The organism is Variovorax nivicola (genome assembly GCF_051216475.1).
Classification (GTDB): domain Bacteria; phylum Pseudomonadota; class Gammaproteobacteria; order Burkholderiales; family Burkholderiaceae_C; genus Variovorax.
Genome location: NZ_JBPJZK010000005.1, coordinates 166,239 through 181,503, shown reverse-complemented (window position 1 = coordinate 181,503; position 15,265 = coordinate 166,239). Strand labels below are relative to the sequence as shown.

Genomic DNA, 15,265 nt, shown 5'->3' with positions numbered 1-15,265 from the left:
CCCATTATTGCCTCCTGGACGGCTCCCATGACCCAAAACCAATTCGACAAGAAATCCAAAGCCTGGTCGGCCCTTTTCTCCGAACCGATGAGCGACCTGGTGAAGCGCTACACCTCCAGCGTCTTCTTCGACAAGCGCCTGTGGCAGGCCGACATCCAGGGCTCGCTGGCCCATGCCGGCATGCTGGCCGCGCAGGGGATCATCGGCGTGCAGGACCACGCCGCCATTGAACGCGGGATGGCGCAGATTCGCGCCGAAATCGAATCCGGCGCCTTCGAGTGGAAGCTCGACCTCGAAGACGTGCACCTGAACATCGAGGCCCGCCTGACCCAGCTGGTCGGCGACGCCGGCAAGCGCCTGCACACCGGTCGCAGCCGCAACGACCAGGTCGCCACCGACGTGCGCCTGTGGCTGCGTGGCGAAATCGACCTGATCGGCGACCTGCTGGTCGAGTTGCAGAAGGCGCTGGTGGACATCGCCGAGAAGAACGTCGACGTGATCCTGCCGGGCTTCACCCACCTGCAGGTGGCGCAGCCGGTGAGCTTCGGCCACCACATGCTGGCGTATGTCGAGATGTTCAGCCGCGATGCGGAACGCATGGGCGAGGTGCGCAGGCGCGTCAACCGCCTGCCGCTGGGCGCTGCCGCGCTGGCCGGCACCAGCTACCCGCTCGACCGCGAACTGGTCGCAAAGACGCTGAGCATGGACGGTGTGTGCCAGAACAGCCTGGACGCCGTGAGCGACCGCGACTTCGCCATCGAATTCACCGCCGCGGCCAGCCTTTGCATGGTGCACATCAGCCGCATGAGCGAAGAACTCATCCTGTGGATGAGCCAGAACTTCGGTTTCATCCAGATCGCCGACCGGTTCACCACGGGCTCGTCGATCATGCCGCAGAAGAAGAACCCCGACGTGCCCGAACTGGCGCGCGGCAAGACCGGCCGCGTGGTCGGCCACCTGATGGCGCTCATCACGCTCATGAAGGGCCAGCCGCTGGCCTACAACAAGGACAACCAGGAAGACAAGGAGCCGCTGTTCGACACCGTCGACACGCTCAAGGACACCCTGCGCATCTTTGCCGAGATGATCGGCGGCATCACCGTGAAGCCCGAGGCCATGGAAGCCGCCGCGCTGCGCGGCTACGCCACCGCCACCGACCTGGCCGACTACCTCGTGAAAAAGGGCCTGCCCTTCCGCGATGCGCACGAAACGGTGGCGCATGCCGTCAAGGCCGCCACCTCGCACAAGGTCGACCTGGCCGAGCTGCCGCTGTCCGTACTGCAGCAGTTCAACCCGAGCATCGAGAAGGACGTGTACGACGTGCTGAGCCTGCGCGGCTCGCTGAACGCACGCAACATCCTGGGCGGCACCGCCCCCGCGCAGGTGAAGGCGCAAGTCGCCCGCCACCGCGCGCGCCTCGGCTGATCGCGGCAACACCGGCGGCCGCACCGTGTTCTACGCCATACCGCTCGAGAACAAACCGAGCTGGCGCAACCCACCGTGGATGACGGTGCTGCTGATCCTCCTGAACATGCTCGTGTTCTGGGGGCCGCAGCGCAGTGAAGAGAACACGCGCGAGCGTGCCGCCAACTACTACACGAAGAGCGTGCTGCCCGAACTGGAGCTGCCGCCCTTCGTCGAATGGCTGGAAAAAACAGACCCCAAGCGCGGCAAGCTCGCACGGCGCATGCTGCCGCACGAGGAAACCTATCCGCAGCTGCTGGAAGGCCTGCAGAACGACAAGAAGTTCCTGGCGAAGCTGCGGGCCGATGAGGTCATCAAGCCAACGAACCCGCAATACGGTGAATGGAAGCGCGACCGCCAGCAGTACGAGGCGATGCTGCCCGCACCCTTCACCGAGCGCTGGTCGCAGGACTACAACAAGGACGCCGAGTTCAAGCCCTGGACCTGGATCACCGCCGCCTTCCTGCACGGCAGCACCGGTCACCTGCTGGGCAACATGCTGTTCCTTTTTCTGTTCGGCTTCTCGGTCGAACTGGCGCTGGGGCGCGGCACCTACCTGACGTTCTATCTGCTGGGCGCCGTCGGCTCCTCCCTGCTGGCCGGCTGGGCCTATGCCGGCAAGGAAGGCTACGGGCTCGGCGCCTCGGGCGCCATCTCGGCGCTGATGGGCATGTACGCGGTGATGTACCGGCTGCGGCGCATTCGCTTCTTCTACCAGCTGTTCTTCTATTTCAACTACGTCACCGCGCCGGCCCTGCTGCTGCTGCCGGCCTGGATCGTCAACGAGCTGATGCAGCACTGGCTGGGCGGCCAGGGCATCGCCTACATGGCCCACCTCGGCGGCCTGCTGACGGGCGCTGCGCTGATGACCGGCGCCATGCTGCTGGGCCGCGTGAAGACGCCCGAAACCGTCAAGTCGGAAATGAGGAACGACGACGACCACTTCGATGCGCACGTGGCCGCCGCACGCCGGCTGGCCGCCGCAATGAAATTCGAGCCCGCCTGTGCCGAATGGCGCGCCGCCGCCGCCCTGCGCCCCAACGACGCCGACACGCTGCGCGCCTGGTTCAACACCGCGCGGCTGCAGCCCGCGAGCGACGACTTCCATCAAGCCGCGCGCCGCATCTTCCGCCTGCCCGGCACCGACCCCGAGACGATCGCGCTGCAGCACACCAGCTACAAGACCTACCTCGACCAGGCCAAGCCGGGGCTGCGCCTGAAGCCCGACGACATGGCCCGGCTCGCGCGCCGCTTCGCCCGCATCAAGGAATTCGGCGATGCCGACATGCTGTGCCGCATCCTGCTGAAAACGGCGCCCGACCATCCGCAGCTGGCCGACACGCTCTCCGTGTGCGCTAACGGGCTGCTGCATGCCGGCGAACGCGAGAAGGCTTTGGGCCTGTTGCCGCACCTGCTGCGGCTGGCGCCGAACGACATGGTGACGCGCGCCCTGCAGCGCGCCTGACAAGCAGCTGAGCGGGCGTCAGCCGCCCGGCATCGGCTCTTCGAAGTTCGACAGCAGCCGCGCCCGGCCGGCCAGCACGTGGCGCTCAGCGGCAGAGCGCGCACGCGCGCGGTTTGACGCCACGATGGCCTCGAAGATCGCGCGGTGCTCGATGTTCGAGCGACGCATGTTGCCCGGCGCGTTGAAGTACTTGCGCCGCACCAGGTGCAGTTCCTTCACGTAGTCGTCGTAGGCCTGGTGGGCGCGACGGTTGTTCGACAGCGTGAGGATCAGCGCGTGGAACTGCAGGTTCAGTTCGTAGTAGAGCGTGCCGTCTTCCGCGTCGCAGGCGGCATCCATCGCCGACAGCAGCGACTCGAACTGCTTCTTGTGCTCTTCGGTCAGGTGCTCGCAGGCGCGGTCGGCCGCATAGCCGAACACCAGTGCGCGCATCTCGTAGATTTCCAGCATCTCGCGCAGCGAGAGCTGCCGCACGTACACGCCGCGGTTGGTTACCGCATTGACGATGCCCAGCCCCGCCAGCACCTTGATGGCCTCGCGGATCGGCCCGCGGCTGGTACCCATGCGCAGCGCCAGCGCCGCCTCGTTGAGCCGCTCTCCCGGCTTGAACTCCCCGGTGTAGATCAGCTGCTTGAGTTCATTGACGATGGCATCCGACAGGGCGGAACCACGGGTGCTGGAAGATGGCGGAGGCATGCGGCAATCCTAACTTCAGACCGATGGCGCCCCGCCCAGCGGGCGGGCTTCTAGTCGACCTTGACGTTCGCGCTCTTCACCAGCTTCACCCAGAACTTGCCGTCCTCCACCAGGAAGCTGTTGAACGCCTCGGGCGACGCGGAGACCGACACCTCGGTGCCGTCGCGCGCCAGCGAGGCCTTGACCGAAGGCTGCTGCATCGCGGTGACGGTCGCGTCGTAGATCTTCTTCACCACGGCCGGCGGCGTGCCGGCGGGCACGAACATGCCGTACCAGAACTCGAGGTGGTAGTCGGGCAGGCCCGCCTCCTTCATGCCCGGCAGCCCGGGCACCAGCGGCGAGCGCTCGCGAGTGCTGACGGCCAGCGCGAGCAGTTTGCCGCCGCTGGCCATGGGCAGCACCGAGGGCGAGGTGCCGAAGGTCAGCTGCGTGTCGCCCGCCATCACCGACTGGATTGCAAGGCTGCCGCCCCGGTAGGGAATGTGCGTCATTTCCGCACCGGTGATCTGGCCGAACAGCGCCGCGCCCAGGTGCGGCGCCGAGCCATTGCCCGAGGTCGAATAGTTGAGCTTGCCCGGGTCCTTCTTCGCTGCCGCGACAAGGTCGGCCACCGAGCGGATGCCGGTCGCGGGGTTGACGGCCAGCACCAGCGGCGAGGTCGTGATCTTGGTAACGGGCATGAGATCGCGTGCCGAGTACGACAGCTTCGGGTTGAGCGCCGGGTTCACCGAGATGCTGCTCGGGCTCGCGATCAGCAGCGTGTAGCCGTCGGGCGGCGCCTTGGCCACGATTTCCGCGGCAATGCTGGAGCCGTTGCCGGGCTTGTTGTCGATCACCACCGGCTGCCCGAGCGCCCTGGCGAAGGCATCGCCCATCGCGCGGGCCACGTAGTCGGCCGCGCCGCCCGGGGCGAAGCCGATCACGAGTCGCACCGGCTTGTTCGGGTAGTCCGCCGGCTGCGCCCAGCTGGCGCCCGCGAAGGCGCACAGCCCGAGGGCGAGCACGAGGTTCTTCGTTGTGTTCATGCGCTTGTCTCCTTCATTGTGTTTTTCGTCGCGCGCCTCGGAATCGATCGATCAGCCCGCAGGCGGCATTCGCAGCACGATCTTTCCGACATGGCCGCCGGCTTCCATCCGGTCCTTCGCTTCCTGCAATCGCGCGAAGTCAAAGACGCGGTCGATGTGCGGCTTGATCCGCCCCGCGGCAATGTGCGGCAGCACGTCGGCCACGAAGGCAGGCACCGCCGCCGCGCGCTGGGCCTTGCTGCGCAGCTTGTTGGACACGCCGAACACCGCCAGCCGCTTCGCATGCAGGGCCGCCAGGTCGAGCTCGGCCTTCACCACGCCGTCGACATAGCCCACGGTGGCGAGCCGGCCCTCGAAGGCCATCGCGCGGATGTTTTCCGCGAACACCGTGCCGCCGACGGTGTTGATGACGATGTCGGCGCCGTGGTCCTGGGTCACCTCCAGCACGGCGGCCGCGAAGTCGGGCGTTCGCGTGCAGATCGCAACATCGAGCCCCAGGCTCTGCAGCAGCGCCAGCTTGTCGGCCGAGCCCGAGGTGCCGATCACCCTGGCGCCGAGCGCCTTGGCGAGTTGAAGCGAAGCCACGCCCACGCCGGAAGACACGCCGTTGATCAGCACCCAGTCGCCAGCGCGCAAACGCCCCTGCAGCACGAGCATGTCGTACGACACCAGGAAGGTCAGCGCGACGCTGGCGCCCTCTTCCCACGACAGGTTGGACGGCATGGCCATCGCCTCGATGTCCTCCATCAGCGCGTATTCGGCAAAAGCTCCGGCGCAGCGGCCCATCACCCGGTCGCCCGCGCGAAAGCGCGTGACTTCCGCGCCGAAGGCAACGACCTCGCCGGCCCCTTCCCCGCCAATCGCCTTCCAGCTCCCGGCCTGACCGTGCAGGCCATGGCCCGACACGAACTCACCGCGGTTGAGCGACGCGGCCTGCATGCGCACCAGCAGTTGGTTCGCTGCCGGCTGCGGCACGGCCGTGTCGCGTATTTCGAGGACCGTGCCCTCGTCGCTCATCTGCATCCAGTACGACTGCATGGTGTTTGTCTCCTTGCTTCTTCTCAGCGTCCAGTGAAGACGGGCTTGCGCTTCTGCATGAAGGCGGTGCGGCCTTCGGTGTAGTCGGCGCTTTCGAAGCAGCCGCGAATCAGCGAGTTGCACAGCGCCAGGTCGAGCTCCGGCGAGGGCTTGAGGATCTCGCGCGTGATCGCCTTGCCCGCCGCGATGGTGAGCGGTGCGTTCTCCGCCATCGCGCCGGTGTATTCGGCGAGCAGCTTGTCCAGCGCGTCCGGCGCGCTCACGCGCGTTACCAGGCCTAGCGACTTGGCTTCGGCTGCGTCGATGCGGCGGGCCGTGAAGAACAGGTCTTTCGCCGCGCCGGGGCCGATCAGGTCGATCAGGTTCTTCATCGCGGAGTAGCGGTAGCCCAGGCCGAGGCGCGCTGCAGGAATGGAGAACACCGCGTCTTGGGCCGCGATGCGGATGTCGCAGCTGATCGCCACGTTCACGCCGCCGCCGATGCAGTAGCCGCGGATGCAGGCGAGCGTGGGCTTGGGAAAGTCGTGGATGCTCATCAGCGCGTCTTCGGCCATGGCCTCGTAGCGGGAGACTGCCTCGCGCGCGGCGCGCATGTCCTCGAACTGCGAGATGTCGGCGCCCGAGACGAAGGCCTTTTCGCCCGCGCCCGAGAAGACGACCAGGCGCACACGGTCGTCGTCCTGCGCCACGCGCAGCAGCTGCGGCACGGCCTCCCACATGTCGACCGACAGCGCGTTGTGCCGTGCGGGGTTGTTGAAGCGGATGTGCAGCGTGCTGGCGTCGAGCCAGGTCTGCACGCGTTCGGTGCTGGATGCGTAGGTGGGGTTGGTCATGCTCTTCTCTTCAATAGACTCCGGTCGCTTTCATTCGGGCAAGGTCGTCCGGGCCGAGGCCCAGTTCGCCGAGGACTTCTTCCGTGTGTTCACCGCGCCGCGGTGCGGCTCGGGCGATGGTGCTGGGCGTGCGTTCGAGCTGCATCGGTTGGCCGACCAGCCGCTGCGGGCCAAGCCGTGCCGAAACCACGTCCTTGACCATCCCGAGGTGCCGAACCTGCGGCTCCTCGAACACCTCGCGCATGTCGCTGATGAGGCCGCAGGCCACGCCGCCGGCGTTGAACTGCTCGATCCAGTGGCTGCGGTCCTGCGCGGCCAGCCGGTGGTTGATTTCGGCATTGAGCGCGTCTCGGTTGACGGAGCGCGAAGCCTTGTCGTGATAGCGCTGGTCTTCGATCCATTCGGGCGCGCCGAGGATCTGGCAGAAGCGCTCCCATATCTTGGAGCCGAACACGGCGATGTTGAGGTAGCCGTCGCGTGCCTTGTAGACGCCGGTCGGGATGCTGGTAGGGTGGAAGTTGCCCGCCTGCGTGCCGACTTCGCCGTCGATCAGGTAGCGCGAGGTCTGGAAATCCATCATGTAGACCATCGCCTCCAGCAGCGAGGTGTGCAGCCACTGGCCGCGGCCCGAGGCTTCGCGCTCCAGTAAGGCGACGAGGATGCCCTGCGCCGCGAAGATGCCCGCGCAAAGGTCGGCAATCGGGATGCCGACGCGCACCGGGCCGTCGCCCGGCAGGCCGGTCACCGACATCAGGCCGCCCATGCCCTGCGCGATCTGGTCGAAGCCCGGTCGCTTGGCGAGCGGGCCGCTCTGGCCGAAGCCCGAGATGCTGGCGTAGACCAGGCCCGGGTTGTCGGCCGAGAGCGTTTCGTAGTCGATGCCCAGGCGGAACTTCACGTCGGGCCTGAAGTTTTCGACCACCACGTCGGCACTGGCGATCAGGCGCTTCAGGGTGGCGACGCCCTCTTCTTCCTTCAGGTTGAGCGTGATCGAGCGCTTGTTTCGGTGGGTGTACTGGTAGTCGGAGCCGTCCTGCCCACCGAGCGTGTCGTCGCCGCGCATGTGCTCGGGCATCTGAACCTGGATCACGTCGGCGCCCCAGTCGGCGAGCTGCCTGCAGGCCGTGGGCCCGGCGCGCACCTGGGTCAGGTCGATGACGCGAAAGCGTTGCAGGGCGGAAGAGGCAGGCAGATGGGGCATGCGGGCTCGATGAAGAAGGACCTTGAACGGGCCAGATTGTTTTCATCTACAACCACAAGTGTCAACACTTTTATATAAACAGTGGACATTAAAGGCGGCAACCGTATACGATATTCCAGCAAACAAAGGATCTCCGCATGCTGCCCTGGCTCGCCGAACAGGCCTCCGACTCCCTATCGACCGTGCGCGACACACCGCTCGCGAAGCTGGTGCGAGACGACATGCTGGCGATGATCCTGCGGGGCGAGCTGAAGACCGGCCAGCGCATCAACGAGCCCGATGTCGCCGCCCGGCTCGGCGTCTCGCGGGTGCCGGTGCGCGAGGCCTTGCGCGAACTGGAGAGCACCGGACTCGTGGTCGCGCGCAAGCACGCCGGCGTCTTCGTGCGCGAGCCGACCAGCGACGAGGTGCACGACCTCTACGAGATGCGCGGCCTGCTCGACGGCTTTGCCGGGCGCCGCGCGGCACGGCTGGCCGAGCCGGAGCGCATCGCGCTGGCCGATGTGCTCGACGCCTCCATCGCCGCCATGAACGCGGCCTTTGCCGCCCACGACGTGCAGCGCTACTACCGCGAGAACCTCGCCTTCCACTGGGCCATCGTCGAGGCGGCGGGCAACCACGCGCTGGCCCAGACCTACCGGACGGTCGTGCAGAAGCTGCACCTGTCGCGCCTGAAGAACCTCTCGCAGGACATGGGCATGCGCGCATCGATCGCCGAGCACACGCGCATTGCCCGCGCGCTGCGCAAGGGGGACATCGCCCGCTGCGAAGACCTCATGGCGCGCCACGTGAGCGACGCCTACGACCGCCTGCAGAGCTGTCGCCGCTGAACTCGCGGCGCAGCCGCTCTTGCCCGAACAACTACCAGGAGACATTCATGCAACGCCGCGCCTTCACACTGGCCATTCCTACTTCCGCATTCCTCGGGATGCACGGTCTTGCGCGTGCGCAGGACTTTCCGAACAAGCCCATCCGCTACATCGTGCCGGTGGCGGCCGGCGGCGGCAGCGACATGGTGGGCCGCACCGTCACCGAGCGCTGGGGCAAGCTGCTCAACCAGACCTTCATCGTCGACAACCAGGGCGGCGGAGGCGGCGTGATCGCCTCGCAGAACACGGCCCGCGCGCCCGCCGACGGCTACACGCTGATGCAGGGCTACGTCGCCACGCACGGCACCAGCCCCGCGACGCGCCAGGTGCCCTACGACCCGGTCAAGGACTTCACGCCGATCGGCATGATCGGCGGCACGCCCAACGTGCTTGTGGTCAACGCCGACCTGCCGGCCAAGGACTTCAAGCAGTTCGTCGAGTACGCGAAGGCCAACGCGGGCAAGCTCAGCTATGGCTCGGCCGGTGCGGGCTCGCTGACGCACCTGACGATGGAGCTCTTCAAGCAGCAGACCGACCTGCAGATGACGCACGTGCCGTATCGCGGCGTGGCGCCCGCCTTCAACGACCTGATGGGCGGCCAGACGCAGGCCATGTTCCCCGGCCTGGCCGCGGCAATGCCGCATATCAAGTCGGGCCGCGTGCGTCCGCTGGCAGTGACCGGCAAGGCGCGCCATCCGCAGATCAAGGACGTGCCTACGCTCGAAGAACTGGGTCTCAAGGGCTTCGACGCGATGCAGTGGTACGGCGTGGTCGGCCCGGCCAACATGCCGCCCGCCGTCGTGAAACTGCTCAACGACACGCTCAACACCGTGCTCAAGGCGCCCGACCTCAGCGAGAAGCTAGCGGTCGAGGCCGTCGAGCCGATGCCCATGAGCGCGCAGCAGTTCGGCGACTACATCCGCGCCGACGTTGCGCGTTGGACCCAGCTCGCGCGCGATCGCAAGATCGAGCTCACGACCTGAAATCTTTTCCCCGCTATCCACCAAAGGCTTTCACACACATGGCCCGCAATACACAGGTCGCCGCAGACCACAACGCCCCTCCCATCACCCGCATCCTTGCCGAGTACGTCGCGGGCCATGCCTCGCGCGGCTGGAGCGACGCGGTCGACCACGAGGCGCACCGCACCTTCCTCAACTGGCTGGGCTGCGCCGTGGGCGCCGCGCGGCACGAAGCCGTCGAGGCCGCACTGGCTGCCGTGCAAGTGCTGCAACCCGCGCCGCAGGCCACCGTGCTCGGCCGCACTGAGAAGGTCGACATCGCGAACGCGGCGCTGCTCAACGGCATCAGCTCGCACACCTTCGATTTCGACGACACGCACCTGAAGACCATCATCCACCCCGCCGGCCCGGTGGCCTCCGCCGTGCTGGCGCTGGCCGAGCACACGGGCGCGAGCGGCCGCGCGGTGCTCGACGCGCTGGTGCTGGGCATCGACGTTGCCTGCCGGCTGGGCAACACCGTCTACCCGGAGCACTACGACCGCGGCTGGCACATCACCGGCACCACCGGCATGTTCGGCGCGGCGGCGGGTTGTGCGCGCCTGCTCGGCCTCGATGCGGACCGCACGGCGATGGCGCTCGGCATTGCCGCGTCGCAGCCGGTCGGCCTGCGCGAGCAGTTCGGCACCATGACCAAGCCCTTTCATCCCGGCGGTGCGGCGCGCGCCGGCCTGATGGCCGCGCTGATGGCGCGCCATGGCTACACCGCGAGCCCGAAGGCGATCGAGGCGCCGCGCGGCTGGGCGCAGGTGGTGTCCACCAAGTACGCGTGGAACGAGGTCACCGACGAGCTTGGCGAGCGCTTCGAGATTTCCTTCAACAGCTACAAGCCCTTTGCCTGCGGCATCGTGATCCACCCGAGCATCGACGCCTGCGTGCAGCTGCGCGAGCGCGGCATTGCGCCGGAGCAAATCGAACGCATCGAGCTCAAGGTGCATTCGCTGGTGCTCGAACTCACGGGCAAGAAGGAACCGGCCGACGGACTGCAAGGCAAGTTCAGCGTGTACCACGGGTGCGCGGCCGGCTTGCTGTTCGGCCGCGCGGCCGAGGAAGAATTCGCCGACGACATTGTGACGCGGCCCGACGTGGTCGCCCTGCGCCGCAAGGTGGTGGCCACGGTCGATGACAGCATCGACGAGGCCAGCGCCGACGTGACCGCAGTGCTCACCGACGGCCGCCGCGAGCACGTATTCATCGAGCACGCGATTGGCTCACTGCAACGCCCCATGAGCGACGCGGACCTGGAGCGCAAGTTCCATGGGCTGTCGGACGGCATCCTGGGTGCGCAGCGCACAAGCGAGCTTCTTGCGGCCTGCTGGTCGCTGGGCACTGCCGCCGATGTGCGCAGCCTTGTGGCGCTGGCCCGGCCCTAATACGGAGAACGGAGACACGCATGAAACCGTCTGACCTCTCCCGCGCCATCGACCGCCGCGCCTTCTGCGCCGCGGGCGGGCTCCTGCTTGCGGGCTGTGCCGGCACCACGGCCAGCTCACAAGCAGCCGCCGCGACGGAACTCGGCGGCACCGGCAAGCTGCGCGCCGCCATCAACTTCGGCAACCCGATCCTCGCCAGCCGTGGCGCGGGTGGCGTGCCGAGCGGCGTCTCGGTGGACCTTGCGCGCGAGGCTGCGCGCCGCCTCGGCTTGGCCGTCGAGCTGGTGCAGTTCAATTCCGCCGGCAACGTGGTCGAAGCCGTCAAGGCGCGGCAGGTCGACATGGCCTTCGTCGCCATCGACCCGGTGCGCGCGGCGGACATGGAATACACCGCGCCCTACGTGATCATCGAAGGCGCCTACCTGGTTCGCAACGGCTCGCCGCTGCAGCGCAACGCCGATGTCGACCGCGCGGGAACCCGCGTCGTGGTGGGCCGCGGCAGCGCCTACGACCTGTTCCTCACGCGCGAGCTGAAGGCCGCCACGCTGGTGCGCGCACCGACCTCGCCCGAGGTCACGAACCAGTTCCTGGCCCAGAACCTCGACGTGGCCGCCGGGGTGAAGCAGCAGCTGGAAGCAGATGCCGCGCGAGTGGGCGGCGTGCGCCTGCTGCCAGGCCGCTTCATGGTGATCGAGCAGGCCATGGGCGTGCCAAAGGGCCGGGTCGCCGCGCAGGCCTGGCTCAGCGATTTCGTCGAGGAGATGAAGGCGTCAGGCTTCGTTGCCGAGGCACTGAAACGGCACGGCATCGAGGGCGCCGCCGTGGTGCCCCGCCGCACCTCGTAGTACCGCGCGCTAGGCCGCCGGGGTCGGCCGCAGCAGCCAGCGCACTTCCTGCGTCTGCTCGCTGTCGGGGTAGCGCGACTCCATCGTGGTGAGGATGGGCTGCGCCATGTCGGCCCGGCCCAGGCCCTGCACCAGTGCGCGCGCCGCCAGTTCGTAGGCCTGCGGAATCGCCTCGTTGCCGCGAAAACGCTTGTCGAAGCCCGACAGCAGCGCCAGCGTGGCATGCGCATCGCCATTGCGCCATTCGGCACGCGCCATCGCGATGACCATGGCGGCATCGTCGAGCGCGAAGGCCTTGTCCTTTTCCTTGCAGACCTTGAAGACCTTGAGCGCTTCCGAGGCCAGGTCGCGCCGCATCAGCAGCGGGATGAAGCGCCGCGCCTGGTCGAGCATCGTGTCCTTCTTGTCGGGCATCAGCGCCAGCACGCGGTGGTAGCGGCGCTGCGCCGCGAGGTCGTCGGACGCGGCGGTGCGCTGCGCCTCGTAGGCCGAGCCCAATGCGGCCGCGAGGTCGCCCTCGGTGATCAGTTGCGCCACCTCGGCGTCCATGCGCTGCGCGGCAATCTGCTCGGGCGTGCGGCGGTCGACCGTGGCGCCGTCGCCCAGCTCACTGCCGGGCACGGCGTCGAAGCCGAATGCGTCGTGGTGCTGGAACATCACGTAGCCCAGCAGGCTCGCCATGACCCAGCCGAAGTAGATGAAGGCGAAGTTGACGACCGGCAGCGCGATGCGCCCATCGAACATCGGCAGCAGCATCGACAGCGCCACCTGCGCGCCTGTGCTCAGCAGGAACAGGAAGAAGCACAGCAGCGCATACGGCCAGCCGATGATGCGCATCGCATCCATCACGTGGCCGGGGTTCATCGCCTGGAAGAAGCTGGCCGACTGCACCAGCACGATCACCGCCGCCGGGAACGTGAACGACATGACGAACAGCCCCACCGTGCCGAGGATCGGCGCGTACCAGGCGAGCCAGCCGATGAGGAAGGCCTGCACCATCGTGATGGCGAACAGCTTCCACGGCAGGTAGGTCCAGTCGTCGCTGGACTCGCGGCCGAAGTCGGCCGAATCGCGGATGCCGCGCGCGCCCAGCGCAATGATCTTGAAGCCGTAGCGGCTGGCCGCCAGCATGATGCCGACCTCGATGACGAAGAGCGCCAGCGCGTCGGGCAGGAAGAAGATCGCGTCGAAGAACAGGCTGCAGAACGACAGCAGCAGCCCGTAGGCCAGCGGCCGCATCTGGAACGGGAAGGCGAAGAAGCTGTTCAGGCGATGCCAGAACGGCGGTGGCGGCGGAGCCGCATCCTTGACGACGATCATGGCAACGACCCCCTGTTTTTTTTGAATCTGCTTACTTGCGGAAGAAATCGCTCTGGCTCATGGCGCCGCGGCCGCCAAAGCGCACCACGGAAGCCTCCTCGGCGTGCACCAGGCGCATCTGGCCGAGTTCGCGCTCCAGGCGCTGGGTGAAGCTGGTCTTGACCTGGAGGACCGACTCGCCCATCAGCAGCACGTTGGTGCCCTTGACGATGGCGCTCTTGCGGTCGGGAGCCACTTCGACGGAATCGATGTGGTAGTCGTAGTCGAGGGTGAGGATGCCGCCCATCTGGTCGCCGACACGGCGCAGGATCTCGAAGGTCTTGCGCTGGGCCTCGCAGGCTTCTTCACGGTTGTGCGAGGTCTCCTCCGTGCGGCCCATCATGGTCGTCTTGCTGTCGACGACGGCCTTGCGGCTGAGCTGCTTGCACAGCTTGTCAGCGTCGCGGGCGGCAATGGCGCGCGCTTCCTTCTGGTAGTAGTCGCGCACCATCGGCTCGTCGAGCTTGCGGCCACCGATAAAGAAATACCACGCGCCCACGCAGAGCACGATCGCAATCGCAATTTGCTTCATTTCCCCGCTCGCGCGTGTGCGCGTCCCTCTAAATTTTGCGGGCAGTATACGTTGCCGAATGTTTCCTAAAGACTGCATTCGGCCTCAAATCGGGCCTGCGGCATGAATCCGGCCACCCGGGCGCCCCGTATATCTGGCATGTGCATCGATGCCCCACAATTCGCGGATGCCAGCTCCCAGCCCCGACGCCGAACTGATGGCGCTGATCGACCGGATCGGCCATCGCGACGAAGCCGCCCTGCGCCAGCTGTACGACCGCACCTCGCCCAGACTGATGGGCTTGGCGATGCGCGTCGTGCGGCAGCGCGAATGGGCCGAAGACGTGCTCCAGGAGGCCTTTTTGACTGTCTGGCGAGTCGCCGGCGACTATCGCGCCTCGCTCAGCCCGCCGCTCGCATGGCTGGGGCTGATCGTGCGCAGCCGGGCGCTCGACCTGCTGCGCCGCCGCACCGCCGACCGCGCCCAGCTCACGCAAGAATTCGACGAGCTCATGGCCGACCAGCTCGAATCGGACGCGCCCAACCCGGCCGACACCGCCGATGCGAGCGAGCAGGCCTGGGCGCTGCACCAGTGCCTGAGCCAGCTCGAGGGCCGCCAGCGCGAGGTGGTCAGCCTGGCCTACCTGCGCGACATGAGCCACGGCGAGCTGGCCGCGCAATTGAAGCTGCCGCTCGGCACGGTCAAGACGTGGATCCGGCGCGGGCTGGAAAAGCTGCGCGTCTGCATGGGGCGCTTTGCGTAAGAGCGACGACGAACAAGGCAGCCTCCCAATGAACCTCATCGCTCACCCCGAACTGCTCGAACTGCTGGCCGCGAGCCACGCGCTCGGCACGCTGCGCGGCGGCGCCCGCCGCCGCTTCGAAGCCCTGGCCCGCGAACAGGCGCCGGTGCGCGCCGCCGCGCTGGTCTGGCAAGGCCGGCTCGCGGGCATGACCGAACTGCAACCCTCGGTCGCGCCCGACCCGGCCGTGTGGACCCGCATCCGCAACATGATCGACGCCGAGCAGTCCGCGCTCGCCATCGAGCGCCAGCGCGATGCCGCCAATGCCAGGGCAGACAGCAAGCCGCAGCAGGGCGGCTGGCTGCGCAGCCTCGCGCTGTGGCGCGGCGCCACCGCCGCCGGCGCGCTGGCCACCGTGCTGGCCGTGGTGGTCGGCCTGAACCTGCGCGACCAGCTGCAGAACGCCCCGGCGGTGCAATACGTGGCCGTGCTGAACGACGACAAGGCCGCGGCCTCGATGCTCGTCACCTTCGACCCGAAGAAAAAGCAGCTGGTGCTGCAGCGCGTGGGCAACTTCAATGAAGGCAACGACAAGTCGCTGCAGCTCTGGGCCCTGCCCCCGGGCGGTGCGCCGCGTTCGCTCGGCGTGCTCGACAAGGCGCCCGCGCTGCGGCTGAGTGCGTCAGAATCCGACGTGCGCGTGCCGGCCCTGGCGATCAGTCTCGAACCGAAGGGCGGCGTGCCCAGCGAGGGCGGCCCGACGGGCCCGGTGCTCTTCCACGGCGCCCTCATTGAAAAAACCATCTGACCTGCTTGCTGTCTTTC

15 protein-coding genes are annotated in these 15,265 nt (G+C 67.5%); 8 read left to right on the top strand and 7 right to left on the bottom strand.

Going from position 1 to position 15,265, the window contains the following annotated elements:
* Nucleotides 1-27: 27 nt before the first annotated feature.
* Both argH and ACSFBF_RS21125 read left to right on the top strand, forming a co-directional pair.
* On the top strand, nt 28-1,425 hold the full coding sequence (gene argH, locus ACSFBF_RS21130; protein WP_435470377.1) for an argininosuccinate lyase: 1,398 nt from the start codon (nt 28-30) through the stop codon (nt 1,423-1,425).
* 25 nt (nt 1,426-1,450) lie between these two features.
* Nucleotides 1,451-2,929 carry a rhomboid family intramembrane serine protease gene (locus ACSFBF_RS21125; RefSeq protein ID WP_435470375.1) on the top strand — a complete coding sequence of 493 codons (1,479 nt, stop codon included), beginning with the start codon at nt 1,451-1,453 and terminating at the stop codon, nt 2,927-2,929.
* Between the two features lie 18 nt (nt 2,930-2,947).
* On the opposite strand, the gene ACSFBF_RS21120 is transcribed toward ACSFBF_RS21125, so the two are convergent.
* The 5 genes from ACSFBF_RS21120 to ACSFBF_RS21100 are packed head-to-tail and all read right to left on the bottom strand — an operon-like array spanning nt 2,948 to nt 7,722.
* Nucleotides 2,948-3,625, bottom strand: coding sequence for a GntR family transcriptional regulator (locus ACSFBF_RS21120; RefSeq protein WP_093075625.1), 678 nt, complete (start codon nt 3,623-3,625; stop codon nt 2,948-2,950).
* Nucleotides 3,626-3,675: 50 nt separating this feature from the next.
* Nucleotides 3,676-4,650 (bottom strand): Bug family tripartite tricarboxylate transporter substrate binding protein, encoded by a 975-nt coding sequence (locus ACSFBF_RS21115; protein ID WP_435470373.1) that lies wholly within the window; start codon nt 4,648-4,650, stop codon nt 3,676-3,678.
* A gap of 51 nt (nt 4,651-4,701) precedes the next feature.
* A complete protein-coding gene (locus tag ACSFBF_RS21110; RefSeq protein ID WP_435470371.1) occupies nt 4,702-5,688 on the bottom strand; it encodes a zinc-binding dehydrogenase in 987 nt (328 codons plus the stop codon).
* Nucleotides 5,689-5,711: 23 nt separating this feature from the next.
* Complete coding sequence (locus ACSFBF_RS21105; RefSeq protein WP_435470369.1) at nt 5,712-6,521, bottom strand: enoyl-CoA hydratase; 810 nt, start codon at nt 6,519-6,521, stop codon at nt 5,712-5,714.
* Nucleotides 6,522-6,531: 10 nt separating this feature from the next.
* Nucleotides 6,532-7,722: a CaiB/BaiF CoA transferase family protein gene (locus tag ACSFBF_RS21100; protein WP_435470367.1), complete on the bottom strand. Its 1,191-nt coding sequence runs from the start codon at nt 7,720-7,722 to the stop codon at nt 6,532-6,534.
* Between the two features lie 137 nt (nt 7,723-7,859).
* On the opposite strand from ACSFBF_RS21100, the gene ACSFBF_RS21095 reads away from it, so the two are divergent.
* From ACSFBF_RS21095 to ACSFBF_RS21080, 4 genes are read left to right on the top strand one after another with little or no spacing between them, the layout of a single operon-like run.
* Nucleotides 7,860-8,552: a GntR family transcriptional regulator gene (locus ACSFBF_RS21095; RefSeq protein ID WP_435470365.1), complete on the top strand. Its 693-nt coding sequence runs from the start codon at nt 7,860-7,862 to the stop codon at nt 8,550-8,552.
* Between the two features lie 47 nt (nt 8,553-8,599).
* The gene (locus ACSFBF_RS21090) at nt 8,600-9,574 is read left to right on the top strand and encodes a Bug family tripartite tricarboxylate transporter substrate binding protein (RefSeq protein ID WP_435470363.1); all 975 of its coding nucleotides are present in this window, start codon (nt 8,600-8,602) and stop codon (nt 9,572-9,574) included.
* Between the two features lie 38 nt (nt 9,575-9,612).
* Nucleotides 9,613-10,983, top strand: coding sequence for an MmgE/PrpD family protein (locus ACSFBF_RS21085; RefSeq protein ID WP_435470361.1), 1,371 nt, complete (start codon nt 9,613-9,615; stop codon nt 10,981-10,983).
* A 20-nt stretch (nt 10,984-11,003) separates the two neighbouring features.
* Entirely contained in the window at nt 11,004-11,828 is an 825-nt protein-coding gene (locus tag ACSFBF_RS21080; RefSeq protein ID WP_435470359.1) for an ABC transporter substrate-binding protein, read from the top strand.
* Between the two features lie 9 nt (nt 11,829-11,837).
* Here the strand turns inward: ACSFBF_RS21080 and ACSFBF_RS21075 are convergent, their stop codons facing one another.
* Nucleotides 11,838-13,148 carry a hypothetical protein gene (locus ACSFBF_RS21075; RefSeq protein ID WP_435470357.1) on the bottom strand — a complete coding sequence of 437 codons (1,311 nt, stop codon included), beginning with the start codon at nt 13,146-13,148 and terminating at the stop codon, nt 11,838-11,840.
* Nucleotides 13,149-13,179: 31 nt separating this feature from the next.
* On the bottom strand, nt 13,180-13,719 hold the full coding sequence (locus ACSFBF_RS21070; RefSeq protein WP_435470355.1) for a hypothetical protein: 540 nt from the start codon (nt 13,717-13,719) through the stop codon (nt 13,180-13,182).
* A gap of 166 nt (nt 13,720-13,885) precedes the next feature.
* Between ACSFBF_RS21070 and ACSFBF_RS21065 the strand changes: the two genes are divergently transcribed.
* Nucleotides 13,886-14,461: an RNA polymerase sigma factor gene (locus ACSFBF_RS21065; protein ID WP_435470353.1), complete on the top strand. Its 576-nt coding sequence runs from the start codon at nt 13,886-13,888 to the stop codon at nt 14,459-14,461.
* Between the two features lie 28 nt (nt 14,462-14,489).
* Nucleotides 14,490-15,248: an anti-sigma factor gene (locus ACSFBF_RS21060; protein ID WP_435470351.1), complete on the top strand. Its 759-nt coding sequence runs from the start codon at nt 14,490-14,492 to the stop codon at nt 15,246-15,248.
* Nucleotides 15,249-15,265 lie beyond the last annotated feature (17 nt).